The sequence below is a fragment of the Paenibacillus sp. MMO-177 genome (genome assembly GCF_037147795.1).
Classification (GTDB): Bacteria; Bacillota; Bacilli; order Paenibacillales; family Paenibacillaceae; genus Pristimantibacillus.
This window is the reverse complement of the sequence record NZ_JBBCUR010000001.1, coordinates 1,142,121-1,157,214: the sequence shown is the minus strand read 5'-3', so window position 1 is coordinate 1,157,214 and position 15,094 is coordinate 1,142,121. Positions and strand designations below refer to the sequence as shown.

The window sequence follows — 15,094 nt, the reverse complement described above, 5'->3', positions numbered from 1 at the left end:
ATAATGGGGTGGAATGATGGTAAACGTAGGAGTAATGGGTACGGGTTACGTTGGACTTGTCCATGGTGCCGTACTATCCAGTTATGGTTTTCGGGTTACCTGCATGGACGTAGACGAACAGAAAATCCGACGTCTGAACCAAGGCATTTCTCCAATCTACGAGCCAGGGCTGGAACAGCTGCTCCAAAACGGTCTTCGAGCCGGGAATCTCGTCTTTACGACAAGCGCGCAGCAAGTCGTTCAGACCAGCGATGTCCTTTTTATTGCGGTTGGAACGCCTGCCAAGGAGGACGGCAGCGCGGATCTTTCGTATGTCTGGGATGTGGTGCAGCAAATCGGCAAACATATCAACGGTTATAAAGTGATTGTCAGCAAGTCAACTATGCCGGTTGGAACGAGCAGAAGCATTGCCATGTATCTTGACGGCATGCTCAGAGGCACCCCGTACCGGGCTCACGTCGCTTCGAATCCGGAGTTCCTAAGACAAGGCAAGGCTGTCGGCGATTCGATGTCTCCATCCCGGGTTGTGATCGGCGCGGAGAGCGACGAAGCGGTGCAAATGCTGAAGAAGGTTTACGCTACTCATCTTGAGCAGGATGTTCCGTTTCTATTCACGAACTGGGAAACTTCCGAGATGATCAAATACGCGTCGAATTCCTTCCTGGCGGTCAAAATTTCGTTTATTAACGAATTGGCGCTGTTATCCGAGAAGGTAGGCGCGAAAATTCAGGATATCGCGACGGGCATGGGCATGGACGACAGGATTTCGCCGCATTTCCTGCAGGCAGGCCCCGGTTATGGAGGCAGCTGCTTCCCGAAAGATACGCAGGCAATCGTGGATGTCGGCAGGAAGAACGGCGAGGAGCTGTACGTCGTGCGTGCGGCTATAGCGGCCAATGAGAAGCAGAAGGCGAAGATGGTGAGCAAGATCGAAGAGGTATTGTCTTTTGCCGGCACTTTGAAAGGAAGAACCGTTGCGATATGGGGGCTTACCTTCAAGCCGGATACGGATGATATCCGTTATACCCCAAGCTACGAGATCATTCAGGGACTGCTGGGAAAAGGAGCCTCCGTCAAAGTCTATTGCCCGCAAGGGATGAAGCAGGCACAACGTTACTGGACGGAATGGAACGGCCGCATCCAATATTGCGACAATGAGGCGGAATGCTCGCAGCAGGCAGATGCCATCGTGCTGATGACCGAATGGGAGCAGTTCCGTCATGCCGATTGGGAGAAAATCGCCCGCGGCATGCGCGGGAACGCGTTCTTTGACATGCGGAACATGTTTGCCGGAGACGATTCCATGCATCAATGGTTTAAATACTACCCGGTGGGCGCAAGCGATCAAGGGTATCCATTGCGGGAGGCACAATGAAGACGTATTGCGTAACCGGGGGAGCGGGTTTTATCGGCTCCCATCTTTGCGAGCAGCTGCTGGACCAAGGCCACCGTGTCATCAATATCGATAATTTCAACGACGTCTACGACTATAAAACCAAAATCAGGAATATCCTGAATAGTACAAGATCGGAATTTCCTTTTCTCTATTCCGGGGAGAAGGCGGACGATTTGGCCAAGCTGCAGGCAGTCGTCGAATCGGATCATTACCGGCTGGTTGTGGCGGATATCCGGAGCTTGGACGAGCTTGATGCCGTGTTCGCCAGCGAGAGAATTGATGCAGTCATCCACCTGGCGGCAATGGCCGGGGTTAGGCCGTCGATTGAGGTTCCGCTGCTGTACGAGGATGTAAATGTGAAGGGAACGCTTCATCTCCTGGAGGTGATGCGCACGCATGGCGTACGCAAATGGTTATGCGCTTCTTCTTCGTCCGTGTACGGAAATAACAGGAAGGTTCCTTTTTCCGAGGAAGATGTCGTTGACTTCAGTATTTCGCCGTATGCGGCGACCAAGAAAGCCTGCGAAGTGCTTGGACATACGTATTATCATCTTCATCATATCGATACGATTATGCTGCGCTTTTTCACGGTTTACGGAGAGCGGCAGCGGCCTGATCTTGCCATTCACAAATTCGCGAGGATGCTGGACAAGGACGAAGAACTGACGATGTACGGCGACGGTTCCTCGAGGCGCGATTACACGTATATCGGCGATATTATCGCGGGTATTCTTGGCGCCTTGTCGTATGCGGAACGGATGGAAAACCTCTATGAGGTTGTGAATCTGGGCACGAACCGAACCATCACGCTCCGGGATTTGATCACTAGCTTGGAACAGGAGTTTGGCAAAAAAGCTCTTATTCGTACATTGCCTAACCAGCCGGGAGATGTGGAGCAGACCTATGCCGACGTATCCAAGGCGAATCAGCTGTTCGGCTACAACCCGCAGACCGATTTTGCTGAAGGAATACACAAGTTTGTTACATGGTACAGGGGGAATAGACATGGTTAAGTTATCGGTCGTTGCGCCAATTTATAACGAAGAAGAAAATATTCAGCTGCTGCACGAGGCGATTACGAATGCGGTTAAAGATAAAGTAGAAAGCTACGAAATCGTCCTCGTCAATGACGGCAGCAAAGACCGAAGCGCTATGCTGCTCGATCAGCTGGCGGAGCAGGATTCCAACGTGAAAGTGATTCATTTCGAGAAAAACTGCGGTCAGACCGCGGCGATTTACGCCGGCTTAAAAGGCTCGACCGGCGAGCTGGTCGCGCTGATTGATGCGGATCTGCAGACGGACCCGCGGGATATTTTCAAGCTCATGCCGTATATCCCGAACATGGATTTCGTCAATGGCAAGCGCGTGCGGCGCAGAGATACCGTCGTGAAGAAGGTATCCTCCCGCGTTGGGAACGGCGTCCGCAACTGGCTGACCGGCGATCAAATCTACGATACCGGCTGCCCGATGAAGCTGATGAAGCGCGAGGTGGCGGACAGCTATTATTTGTATGAGGGACAGCATCGTTTTCTCCCGACACTGGCGAAGATTAACGGCTTTAAAGTTATCGAGGTAGCCGTATCCCATCAAGAAAGACAGCATGGCGTTTCCAAATACGGCGTATTCAACAGAGCCTTCGTGGGGCTTATGGATGCAATCGTCATTGGATGGCTCCGCAAACGGGTCATTCGCTATCAAATCAAAGGCCATTAATCATGTGGTGGCATGCGATTATAGGCAATGTGTCGGCCGGCAACATGGGATGGATTATTTTTGGCTTTATCGGGCAGATCATGTTTACGATGCGGTTCATCACCCAATGGCTGGCGAGCGAAAAAGCGAAAAAAACCGTCGTTCCGCAGTCCTTTTGGATATACAGCATTCTGGGCAGCGCGGTCCTGTCCATTTACGCGATTTACCGCAAGGACCCGGTCTTTCTGCTGGGCCAACTGCCAAGCGTCTTTATTTACTTCCGCAACATATTCCTGAACCGCAAGTCGGAAGTTCAAGCCGCGAACAGCAACTCCGCTGATATGTAGTTAAAACTTTAAATTGAGAAGCACTTAAGGCCCTTTGGGGACCTTAAGTGCTTTTTTATTGGCGGCATGGAGCAGGTTAAAGTCCCTGAGGGATCTTAACCTGCACCAGAAAGTGAAATATGACCGGAAAATAGGCGTTTGTGAGATGATTAAGGCCTTTTAGGGACCTTAAGTTCGACAAATTAGCTAGTACGAAGCCTGTTAAGGTCCCTAAGGGACCTTGGCTTAACGGTTGTCGCGTGAGAAAATCGCTGGAATGATGGAATATGCCAGGGTTAGCGGTTAGGTTGGAATAGGGGAGCAGAGGACCAGGACATCACGATTATGATCGGGCAAGCCCAAGATATCTTGGCATAAATCGCTAAATATTGGCATGTTCTTCCTAAGGTTCGTGGCAGTATACTAATCGGTGCATGGCGATGAAAGCGTTGCCAGAAAATCGTTGATTGAGGAAGGAGGGCTGAAGGAGGCAAATCATGCGATTGGCTGGAGCTTTAGTACGGCCATGAACAAATATGCGAATTAGGAGGAAATAGACGAATGTATACGATGTATCGGGAAAGGGCGACGAGGAAGCTTCTTGTCTTGACGCTATGCGCGGTCATGCTGGTCTCGCTTGTATCGTCCTTGTTTATCCGAGAGGTTCATGCGGCAGGCTCTTATTTATTATCCCAAAATAAAACCGCGTACGCCTCTTCCGTAGAAGGGGGCAACGCCGCGAACCTTGCGGTGGACGGATCAACCGGCACGCGCTGGGGAAGCCAATGGGGTGTGGACCCACAGTGGCTTTACGTCGATCTGGGCGCAAATGCTGCGATTGACCGCGTGAAAATTCAATGGGAAGGCGCTTATGCAAAAGCCTACAAAATCCAGGTATCCAGCGATGAATCGACCTGGAACGATATTTATTCGACAACAACGGGAGACGGCGGCACCGATGATCTTGCGTTAACGGGAACCGGCCGCTATGTAAGAGTATTAGGCACGCAGCGGGCCCTTGCAGCGTACGGATACTCCATTCTGGAGTTTGAGGTATACGGAACCGGCGGCTCTACCGCTCCGCCGGTTGATTACGGTCCAAACGTAGCGTTGAACAAACCGGTGACGGTATCATCGACTGAAAATTCCGCCTATTTGCCTCCGGGCTCGACCGCTGCGTCCAATGCGGTTGACGGCAACCCGGCAACGCGGTGGTCGTCCAATGCAACCGACAATGAATGGATATCTGTCGATCTGGGCTCCTCTCATCAGATCGGCCGGGTGGTCCTGAACTGGGAAGCGGCAGCCGGAAGGGCGTACGACGTTCAAGTATCGAATAACGGCACGCAATGGACAACCGTCTATCGCGAGCTTCACTTTGCGGGAGGCAAACAGGAAATCCCGCTATATACAAACGGGCGTTACGTTCGGATGAACGGGATCGGCCGCGCGTCAAGCTTCGGCTATTCGCTTCTCGAATTTGAGGTCTATGATTATATCGCCGGCCAGCCGCAGCCCACGTATTCGATTCCTGCTCTGCCAACCCCAACGGTTGTGCAATCGGGCTCCGGCAGCTATCTAACCAATGATATCCATATGCCTCAGCCGAAATATCCGGCTAACAAATCATCGAACATCTCGACCCCGATTCCGTCGAATGACTGGTGGCAGTCGATTCTGATCAAGCCATACGGCGATTATCTCGTAACGCTGCCGCTGAAGTCGAAGTACTTCCAGCAAGGGCTTGGCATCCTGAATCCGGGAGCGGGCTGGCTGTCCTCGGATGGCAGAGCGGTCAATGCCGACGGCAATCCGGATTTGTACGTTATGTCCAGCAGCATTAACACTTCCAAGCTGCAAACCCGCGTAACGGGTTACGGCGACTGGTCCGTAGACGCGGTTGTAAGTGACGATGCCACGGACAAAATGAAATCGACCTTCGTCAAAGGCTCTCCTTACGTGTACAACACCTTTGCCGATCCGAGCTCGGTTGAGATCTATTCCTCCCTGATCACGCAGCTGTTTGACGACAATGGCAATGCCGTCCTGACAACCGAAGGCGCTGCATTGACCGCCGACCATATTGGCGTGAAGCTGGTGAACACGGATGGAAGCGGCGCATCGTATACGCGTTACTATGGCCTTTTTGCTCCCGCGGGAACGGTGTTCAAAAAGGTTGGGGCCAAGGTCAAAATCCAGCTCGGCAGCGGAGGGAACTACCTGTCGGTTGGCGCCATGCCTGCTGCTTCTAACCTGAATTACTATTACCAGCATGCCTATGCCTTCGTAACGGATACGAAAGTGAATTACAGCTATAACGAATCTACTTCGCAAGTGACAACGGATTATACGCTGACCACTGCTCTTAAGCGTACAGGGTTCTCGAATCAAGCGTTGACAACGCTTCTGCCGCATCAATGGAAAGTGTCTTCGACACCGCTTACCGCGCTGACTTATCCTTCGGTCCGCGGTACGTTGAAAGTGCGCGAAGGCAATACCTTTACGACGGTCGACCGCTTCTATGGCATCGTGCCTCAGTTTACGGAGCCTACGGATTCGGCATACGACAAATCGTTGATGGTGTCTTACCTGAAGGCTTTGGACGAAGAAACAACAAGCAACCTGATGGCGGCCGACGCCTATTGGCAAGGCAAGAAGCTTCATCCGCTTGCGATGGGCGTTCTTGCGGCTAACGAGCTAGGCGAGACGGCTTACCGGGATAAATTCCTATCGAGGATCAAGACGATTCTGACGGACTGGTATACGTATACAAACGGCGAACCGGACTACTTCCTGTATTACAACTCCGATTGGGGGACAACGTACTACAAATCCAGCGAGTTCGGCGCAAATAACGGCATTACCGACCATCACTTCACGTACGGTTACTATGTATTTGCTTCAGCCGTGCTTGCGACCTTCGACAATGATTTCAAAACGCAATACGGTCCGATGATCGACCATCTCGTCCGCGACTACGCGAACCCTTCTCGCACGGATTCCATGTTCCCGTTCTTCCGCAGCTTTGACCCTTATGAAGGCCATTCATGGGCAGGGGGGTATGCGGATAACGACAACGGCAACAACCAGGAAGCGGCAGGAGAGTCGCTCTTTGGGTGGGTTGGCCAATACATGTGGGCACTGACGAATGGCGATACCGCATTCCGCAACGCTGCCATCTACGGCTTTACGACGGAGCTGAACGCGGTCATGCAATACTGGTTCAACTATGACGGCGACAACTGGATTCCGCAATATACGCATAAAACGGTCGGACAAGTATATGGCTCTTCCAACTTCTTCGGCACTTTCTTTAACGGCGATCCGGTATACGTATACGGTATCCATTGGCTGCCGACATCGGAATATTTGACAAGCTACAGCCTTGTCCCGGGCAAAGCGGCCGGTCTCTACAGCGGTTTTGTAGCCGATAACGGCGGTCCGGAGACAGACTGGTATCATATCGTATGGCCAATCCAGGCGTTAAGCGATCCTCAGGCGGTCATTAACAAATGGAGCGCAACCGGCATGCAGAAGAACGAAATTTTTAACACGTACTGGTTCGTTCATAACATGCAGACGCTTGGCGCGCGCACGAAGGATGTCTGGGCAACGGGCTGGACCAGCGCTACGGTGTACAAGAAAGGCAATACGTACACCGCTCAAATCTGGAACCCGACGGCAAGCCCCGTGACGGTGACGTTTAAAAATGCGGCCGGCACAACGGGTACAGCCGTTGTAGCGGCAAAATCCCTTGTATCGGTTAATCCGATGGTGAATACCAATTCCGGCGATAACTGGCCTCCAGTCGGCAGCGGCGGAGACAACGGCAATGGAGGAAACAATGGTACCGATACAAACGTGGCGCTGAACAAAACGGTAACGGTATCGTCGACCGAAACGCCATTTGCCGGATCAAATGCGGTTGATGGCAATGCGCAGACGCGTTGGGCATCCATTGCGGGTGCCGATCCTCAAACCTTGACGATTGACCTTGGCTCCTCCCAGCAGCTCAGCCGCGTAAAGCTGAACTGGGAGACGGCATACGGCAAATCGTATAAGGTTCAGGTGTCGGCTGACGGAAACAGCTGGTCCGATATTTATACGACAACTACCGGTGACGGAGGCGTTGATGACTTCAACGTAACCGGAACCGGACGTTATGTACGGATTAATATGACGGAGCGCGGTACGATTTACGGCTATTCTCTGTATGAAGTTGAGGTATACGGCCATGCCGCAGCCACTTCGAATGCTACGCTGCTGTCCGTAGGCAAGACGGCAACCGCTTCCTCCTATCAGGATCCTTTTGTCCCGGCTTCGGCGGTGGACAATGATCCGGGTACGCGCTGGGGCTCGGCGACGGGTGCTGATCCGCAGTGGATTACGGTTGATCTTGGCGCAAGCCGCACGGTAACCAACATCAAGCTGAAATGGGAGACTGCTTACGCCAAGTCGTTTAAGCTGCAAATTTCGGCGGATGGCAACAGCTGGACGGACCTGTACAGCACAACGACGGGAACAGGCGCCGACCTTGACCAGAATGTAAACGGCAATGGCCGTTACGTGCGCATGCTGGGAACGGAACGCGGCACGCAGTGGGGATATTCGCTGTGGAGCTTTGATGTATATGGCTATTAAGGCGGCGGGGAGACTGTCCCAGCCGGGACAATCTCTTTGCTTGTTATTACGGTGCTAAGCTGAAATTAAAAGAAGACAGAACAAAAACCGCCTCTTAGGCGGTTTTTGTTCTTATCAAGCCGGGATTTTAAAACATCGGTATAATGTATCTTGCGACGAAATACAGTACTCCGAAAGTAATGATTACATACGCAAGATATTTGATGAAGGTAGATGCCACACGGCTTGGGTCGTGCCTTTTTTCGATATGGCGTTCTTCATAATTATGCTGTTGAACGGACATTCGGATCACACCCTTCGATATTTTGTAACTTCTATTATGTCTTTACCCGCAGTGGTACGGGATTAAACAGACTTATGAAAGTTAAGCTAGAGGGAGGAAACTAATATGCACCTGCTTATACAGGATCTTGAAAATTACTTAAATCGTGCGGTACTTGCAGAACGTAAAGTGAAAACGGTAAACCGGCTGCACGGCGGCGCTCAAAAGGCGGTCTATAAGGTTTCGTGCGACGATGGATTTACTTGTATCTTGTACGTTTGGGATCCGTCGGAAAATTTTATTTTACGCGACGATACAATTGAATCTCGGTTAAAAACGCTGGGTGCGTCTTTTGGGGCTGAATTGTTTGAGTATAATCATAAATATATGAGCCAGCTGGGCGTTAGTCTTCCGAACGTTTTATGCGTGGACAGGACGAAATCAAGTTATCCCTTTGACTTTGCCATAGTTGAGGATGTTGGGAACATGGATTTACCGAATTACATATTGAATTATCCTGAGTCTAAGAAAGAGGTTTTAGAAAAGCTCAATGATATGCTAATAAAGATGCATACTCATACGACTGGCAGCTATGGACAGCTTAACAAGGCAGCAGATATTGTGAATCAGTCTTCCACGCTTGAAGAAGTCGTTCTGGATCATTCATTGCAGGATTTAGAATATCTCTCTGAGAATGTAGCAAGCATTCGTAAAAATAAAGACCGATTAACGGAAGTTTTATATTCGTTATACGATGCTGTTCCGCCACGCAAAGAATACGGGTTGATTCATGGGGAATTAGGTCCGGATCATGTTTTTGTACGTTCCAACGGTGAACCTGTTCTAATAGACATTGAGGGTGTGAAATTTTTTGATATTGAATATGAGCACAGCTTTATGGAATTCCGTTTCCTTGACGATTACAACAATTTACGAAACGATAACCTGGACGCGCATCGTTTGCGATTCTACAAACTCCATTTGCACATGTCTTATGCGTCTGGCCCGCTTCGGGTTATTCAACAAGGAGACTTTCCAAATATCGCATTTATGAGAGATATCGCGGATTACAATCTAAAATCTACCCTCCGTTTCCTAAGGGAATAAGGAAAAGGCTACACATTATGAAGAACGAGCCCGATAGAATCGCGGCTGTCTGTCAATATTCCAATTATTTCCTTTGTTTAAGCGTGGATCGGGGTGTATAATCCGTTCAGACATCGGAGCGAGAAGTGGGGAATCGGTTATGAACTATGGGCTAGTCAACGCCATTATTGCGTATATCATGTGGGGAGTTCTCCCGCTATATTGGAAGCTGTTTAACGACGTGCCGGCAGGAGAGATTTTATCGCATCGGGTTGTCTGGTCGTTCGTCTTTATGGGTATTCTTGTTGCCGTCCAGCGCCGCTGGGGCGACATGAAGCGGATTGCGGCTAGCCGTGCGCTCCTGCTGCCGCTCGCCGCCAGCGGACTGCTGATCGCGGCGAATTGGCTCATCTTCATCTGGGCGGTCAACAACGGCCATGTCGTAGAGACAAGTCTCGGCTATTATTTGAACCCGTTGCTGAACGTGCTGCTGGCTGTCGTTTTCCTTCGCGAGAAGCCGAACCGCGGCCAATGGCTCGCCATTGCCATCGCTGGCGCCGCAGTGCTCATCATCGCGATCGACTACGGGCGGTTCCCGTGGGTTGCGATCTCGCTGGCCGCGTCGTTCGGCTTGTACGGCTTCGCAAAGAAGAAGATCGTGCAAGACGCTTCTGTAGGCTTGCTGTCGGAGACGGCTGTCGTCCTGCCCGTCGCGCTCGGCTACTGGATCTACTTGGCCGCCGCTGGAAAGACAACGGCATGGACGCTGCCCGCGTCCACGTTCGTCGAACTGCTGCTATCAGGCGTGGTAACGGCGTTGCCGCTGCTCTTCTTTGCGCGAGCTGCCGCCCGGATGGCGCTGTCCGCACTCGGATTCGTACAATACATTGGACCGACGATTATGTTGTTACTGAGCATATTCGTATTCAAGGAATCGGTCTCTCCGGTGCTGCTCGTCGGCTTCGCGCTCATCTGGACATCGCTCGTCGTATACGCTGTGGCATCCGTTCGCGGTACGAGACTCGCGAAGGCGAGTTGAGGGTAAAGGCGCTCAGGTGCAACCATAATGGCCATTTCCGTCCGGCCGGGCGGGGATGGCCGTCTTGAGTTTACGGTGATATCCGGCATGCCCCAACACAATCCATTAAATCGAAAAATGGATAATTTCAAACAAGAATATTAATAGTTATTTTGGAGCGATTTGAAATGAACAAAGTGATCGAGATCAATGAATTAGCGCCATCCGATATGGATCCAGCTTACGAGCTGTTCAGGATATCCATTCCCGATGCCTTTGAGCAGGAAGGATTGGCAGCGCTCACGGATGAGATCCAGCAAGAAATTGAAGGCAAAAGACGTATGCTGCACGATGCTTTGTATACTGCGGGCGCTGCGGCTTCATTTCTTGTTGCCCGTATGGACGGTAATATTGTCGGCGTCATTTCATTCGGTCCCTGCAATAATGATATTCTCAAATGTACCGACGGCCGGCTAAAGAATGTTGGCGAACTGGGCAGCCTATACGTGCTGCCAGATTATCAGGGGCGGGGAATCGGCTCCGCTTTAATTAAAGCGATGGCTAACCAACTGGCTGAACGAGGGATCGATCGTTTTTGTCTGGATAGTGGTTACCGGCAGGCTCAAGCCAAATGGCTGCATAAATTCGGTCAGCCTTATACTACTGTGCAAAATTACTGGGGCCCGGGTTCTGCACACATGGTCTGGTACTGTAAAACAGTCAATTATGTGGGTTAATTTGTAAGTTTGGCATGGAATATCGTATAGTCAAAATTGAGGAATGAGTACATCAGTTGAATATCACAATTGACGAGCAGGCATCGCAGCCTGCTCTTCTTTATTAAACTAAAGGGGAGGATTACGCAATATTGTTATCTGCTAAATTCAGATTCCCCTTGAACCTTACGTAACGTAATGATTTATAGTTATCGTAACAACAGGACAAAACACAGGACAACGGCCAACAAATTGAACAAGATAAATTCTAAATCGGAGGAGAAACGGACATGAGAAAACTCGTATTGTTCATGCATGTGTCGCTGGATGGGTATGCGTCAGATTCGAACGGGGGACTGGATTGGATTCCGTACAACGAGGAGTTAGAGAAATACGCCGAGGAGGTCGTAGCCGAAGTTGGCTCTCCCGTTTATGGCCGTACGACGTATCGGATGATGGAGAGCTATTGGCCCGCGGTGCTGGATGATCCGAATGAGTCGAGGCACAGCATAGAGTATGCTAAATGGCTGCAGGATGTTAAGAAGATCGTGATTTCTAGCACGATGGACAAGCCAGAATGGAACAATACTCTGCTGATCAAGGACAATATCGCAGAGGAAATTAAGGCTCTCAAGGAGCAGCCTGGCAAAAATCTCGTTATCTTCGGCAGTCCGGGGGCTGCGAAGACGCTGCTTGAGCTCGGCCTGATCGACGAATTCCTACTGACGATATGTCCGGTCGTCCTAGGCAACGGAAAATCGGTATTTGAAGGCGGCGTTGAGAAAATCAAGCTCAAGCTGTTGTCCAGCCGAACGCTCAAGTCGGGCATTATCGCGACCCGCTATGAGTTGGAGAAATAGTCGCGCGGAGTTTAGCCAACTATCCAAGTATTGAATATGTGTGGGAACATCTATCAAATACACAAACATTTATATCTTCTATCTCCTCTTGCTACCCAACTGGATTTGAATGACCTGGACATAGCCATTTGTGTGATAATTCTTTCGATGCTGGCGCCGGTGGGCGTAGTGGCAGCCGCTTCGGGCAAGGGGCCTCTTGCTTATGAGGATACCCAGTTTTTTCGCTTTATAGATATTACAGAGAACTTCAATGAGTAAAGGGAAGATGCTATTAATGAAGAGTTTTACAAATTGGGGAATTATTCTGGGGGTATTCGTTTTAATTCTTGCTGGATGCAGTAAAGAGATTTCAGGCGATGAAAAAAAAGCTGAGCAATACGTCAAGCAACAGGGTTATAAAGTTACTTCTCGAAAAGGCGAAGTTCAAAGGTACGTTTTAGACAAAAGCAAACTTGCCGGAGGAAGCGCGGAATCAACGCACAATCAACAGATATGGGGCGTTCAAAAAGAAGAGCCTGACCAGTATTTCGGGAAGGCAATAACCGAATATGGATTCATAGTGAAAAATCATCCCCTAGAAAAAGAATACAATACCGAAACCAACGTCTCTGTCATGATATGCGATGGCAAAGTAATAGGCGGCACTTCATTCCCTGTTCAAGGTAAAGTGCTTCTCATGGGAGCGCCCTATTCACTAGACGGCAAAACATTAGAGGAAATGACTGGACAGACTTTTAAAGAATGGTCAGATAATTGGGAAAACAAATACGGAAGATGACTGAACAAACGAAATGTTGTTGAGGTGTCCGATGATCTACTCCGAAGACGGGGGATAACTCTCTCGAATAAAGTCTAAGAAAACCTCGGACACCGGTGTCAATTGCCGGTCCTTCTTCCACACAATTCCGACCGTAAGTTTGCTTGCAGGATCGTCCACTTGCCGGCATCGTAGCGACATCATCCGACCCATCATTTAAGGAAGGAGATGAGGTGCTTGTTACCGGACACGGACTGGGGGCCTCCCATCCGGGCGGGTTTAGCGAGTACGCGCGTGTCCCGGCAGCATGGGTCGTGCCTATGTCGTCAGGTTTGACAGCGAAGGCTGCGATGGCTATCGGCATGGCCGGAATTTACCGCCGCGTTATCCGTGCACCGCATGGAGGAGAACGGTCTGAAGAGGGGACAAGGTTCCGTACTGGTGAGCGGCGCCACCGGAGGCGTCGGAAGCTGGGCAGTATCGATGCTGGCGAAGCCGGGCTATGAGGTGACAGCCAGCACTCGAAAGAGTTCTGAGATTGAATATTTAAAACAAATCGGCGCAACAGAGACGATCTCTCCGTCTGAGCTAGAGATGCCAGGGGGGAAGTCGCTTTATCGGGAGCGCTGGGCTGGAGCCGTCGATCCGGTCGGCGGCTCTGTCATTTTATTTTGCCTGTTGACAAGAGAATGAATATAAGTTATCTTTAATTCAAGATATTTAAATTAAAGACATATAGAGAACACCTTCCAAGTCGTTCAATAGCAGATCGAAGCCTCGAGCAGCAGAGGGAAATTTTTTGCCTTATATCTTTAATTAAAGATAATTAAATTAGAGATATCAACTAATTAAACCAAGGAGTGATTCTTATGTGCAACCGATTGAAGAACAACGCCAAGTAACAGAATCATCACGCTTTCGTCAGTAGCCTACTTATAATTTTGGAATGAGGTGCAGATTATGATTGCCATTCTGGGACGTATTAACGAATTGAGCAGAAAACAACATGCTGAGGGACTTAACGAGCAGGAGAAAAAAGAACAGGCGGAGCTTCGCACGGAGTATTTACGGCAGATTCGCGGCCAAGTTCACGATATGCTGTTGGGTGTCTCGGTAATCGATGACAACGGGTACGACGTAACTCCGGCGAAGCTGGCAGCAGATAAAGCGATTTTACTCAGGCATGACCGCTAGACGGATTCTTATTAAATAGGGCTGATTTACTGAGTTGATTTAAGATAAACACCTTAAATAAAAGTTTTGGGAGATGAATGAAAATGATGGATTTGGGACTTCTTATTATTCGGATAGTAGTAGGATTATTGTTTGTTGGTCATGGAGCGCAGAAACTGTTCGGCTTGTTCGGAGGATATGGTCCGAAAGGGACAGGAGGCTGGATGGAATCGGTTGGCATTCGCCCCGGTGTGGTTATGGCTGTTTTTGCCGGAGTATTGGAACTGTTGGGCGGTGCATTGTTTACGGCGGGATTGTTCACGGCAGTAGCAGCAGCGATGATTATTATTACTATGGCAGGCGCTATAGTTAAAGTGCATCGGCCTAACGGGCTGTGGGCAACGGCAAACGGGTATGAATATCCGCTGGTGCTCGTAGCTGTAGCGATCGGCGTTGCGCTGACCGGAGCAGGAGCTTACTCACTGGATGCGTTGTTGTTCTAATCTAACCGCCAATATAAGTTAAATGCCGAAAAGTCTGCTGAACTTTCTCGGGCACTCTGGGACCACTCTTAGGAGTGGTCTTTGTTACGGCTGCGGATGAGAGGATCAGCTAACGTTTTTAACAGCCTGATTTTGAAATGATTTACAAAAATGGATGGTCGTAATATTATATTTAATATGAAAAATAAAACCAAAAAGAGGGAGTGAGCTGCGTCATGTTTAATTGTGAACTCATTACAAGAGATACCGGATATTTTGCCGGATTCAGCTTTTCAGGACCTTTCCCGCAATCATTTCCTTCCGAAGCTGTGAAAGTTCAGCAACGACTTGGAAGCAGAAAGTCTGAGTTTACTCCAAACATAAACACAGACGTTGTTTTTAGTCCATATTATGTGTGTGATAATCTGGCTACGTATTTTGCTTGTTATGAAGTTGCTGAAGGCAATGCGATTCCAGAAGGCATGGTGAGCTTTAAACTCCCTGGTCATACATACGCAAAGGTGACTTGCACCAATAAATCAATCGGTGAGGGGTATGGCCATATATTTGATTGGATTCAAAAGAATGGGCATAAACAGCTAAGCGGAGCTTGTTCTATTGAAATTTTTTATATAGAAGACGCCGACGAAGAGAGAGTCGAGCTATTAATACCTGTCGAATAACA

The 15,094-nt window shown here is 49.7% G+C and carries 14 protein-coding genes; all 14 read left to right on the top strand.

Annotated features, from left to right (window positions below; genetic code table 11):
* Positions 1 to 16 precede the first annotated feature (16 nt).
* The 14 genes from WFK81_RS05165 (at position 17) to WFK81_RS05100 (ending at position 15,092) form a co-directional block, all read left to right on the top strand.
* Complete coding sequence (locus WFK81_RS05165) at positions 17 to 1,375, top strand: UDP-glucose dehydrogenase family protein (RefSeq protein ID WP_336785351.1); 1,359 nt, start codon at positions 17 to 19, stop codon at positions 1,373 to 1,375.
* Positions 1,372 to 2,409 carry a GDP-mannose 4,6-dehydratase gene (locus WFK81_RS05160; RefSeq protein WP_336785350.1) on the top strand — a complete coding sequence of 346 codons (1,038 nt, stop codon included), beginning with the start codon at positions 1,372 to 1,374 and terminating at the stop codon, positions 2,407 to 2,409. The genes WFK81_RS05165 and WFK81_RS05160 overlap by 4 nt, the downstream gene beginning before the upstream one ends.
* Entirely contained in the window at positions 2,402 to 3,109 is a 708-nt protein-coding gene (locus WFK81_RS05155) for a glycosyltransferase family 2 protein (RefSeq protein WP_336785349.1), read from the top strand. The genes WFK81_RS05160 and WFK81_RS05155 overlap by 8 nt, the downstream gene beginning before the upstream one ends.
* Before the next feature lie 2 nt (positions 3,110 to 3,111).
* Complete coding sequence (locus WFK81_RS05150; RefSeq protein WP_336785348.1) at positions 3,112 to 3,435, top strand: lipid-A-disaccharide synthase N-terminal domain-containing protein; 324 nt, start codon at positions 3,112 to 3,114, stop codon at positions 3,433 to 3,435.
* Between the two features lie 540 nt (positions 3,436 to 3,975).
* Positions 3,976 to 8,055, top strand: coding sequence for a galactose-binding domain-containing protein (locus tag WFK81_RS05145; RefSeq protein WP_336785347.1), 4,080 nt, complete (start codon positions 3,976 to 3,978; stop codon positions 8,053 to 8,055).
* 388 nt (positions 8,056 to 8,443) lie between these two features.
* Positions 8,444 to 9,424, top strand: coding sequence for a phosphotransferase family protein (locus WFK81_RS05140; RefSeq protein WP_336785346.1), 981 nt, complete (start codon positions 8,444 to 8,446; stop codon positions 9,422 to 9,424).
* Positions 9,425 to 9,563: 139 nt separating this feature from the next.
* Positions 9,564 to 10,442: an EamA family transporter RarD gene (rarD, locus tag WFK81_RS05135; protein ID WP_336785345.1), complete on the top strand. Its 879-nt coding sequence runs from the start codon at positions 9,564 to 9,566 to the stop codon at positions 10,440 to 10,442.
* A 167-nt stretch (positions 10,443 to 10,609) separates the two neighbouring features.
* Positions 10,610 to 11,158, top strand: coding sequence for a GNAT family N-acetyltransferase (locus WFK81_RS05130; RefSeq protein WP_336785344.1), 549 nt, complete (start codon positions 10,610 to 10,612; stop codon positions 11,156 to 11,158).
* 269 nt (positions 11,159 to 11,427) lie between these two features.
* On the top strand, positions 11,428 to 11,997 hold the full coding sequence (locus tag WFK81_RS05125; RefSeq protein WP_336785343.1) for a dihydrofolate reductase family protein: 570 nt from the start codon (positions 11,428 to 11,430) through the stop codon (positions 11,995 to 11,997).
* Between the two features lie 274 nt (positions 11,998 to 12,271).
* Entirely contained in the window at positions 12,272 to 12,775 is a 504-nt protein-coding gene (locus WFK81_RS05120) for a hypothetical protein (RefSeq protein ID WP_336785342.1), read from the top strand.
* A gap of 143 nt (positions 12,776 to 12,918) precedes the next feature.
* Complete coding sequence (locus WFK81_RS05115) at positions 12,919 to 13,260, top strand: hypothetical protein (RefSeq protein ID WP_442956018.1); 342 nt, start codon at positions 12,919 to 12,921, stop codon at positions 13,258 to 13,260.
* A 454-nt stretch (positions 13,261 to 13,714) separates the two neighbouring features.
* The gene (locus WFK81_RS05110; RefSeq protein ID WP_336785341.1) at positions 13,715 to 13,948 is read left to right on the top strand and encodes a DUF896 domain-containing protein; all 234 of its coding nucleotides are present in this window, start codon (positions 13,715 to 13,717) and stop codon (positions 13,946 to 13,948) included.
* Between the two features lie 83 nt (positions 13,949 to 14,031).
* A complete protein-coding gene (locus WFK81_RS05105) occupies positions 14,032 to 14,430 on the top strand; it encodes a DoxX family protein (RefSeq protein ID WP_336785340.1) in 399 nt (132 codons plus the stop codon).
* A 215-nt stretch (positions 14,431 to 14,645) separates the two neighbouring features.
* Complete coding sequence (locus tag WFK81_RS05100; protein WP_336785339.1) at positions 14,646 to 15,092, top strand: GyrI-like domain-containing protein; 447 nt, start codon at positions 14,646 to 14,648, stop codon at positions 15,090 to 15,092.
* The last annotated feature ends 2 nt before the right edge of the window (positions 15,093 to 15,094 follow it).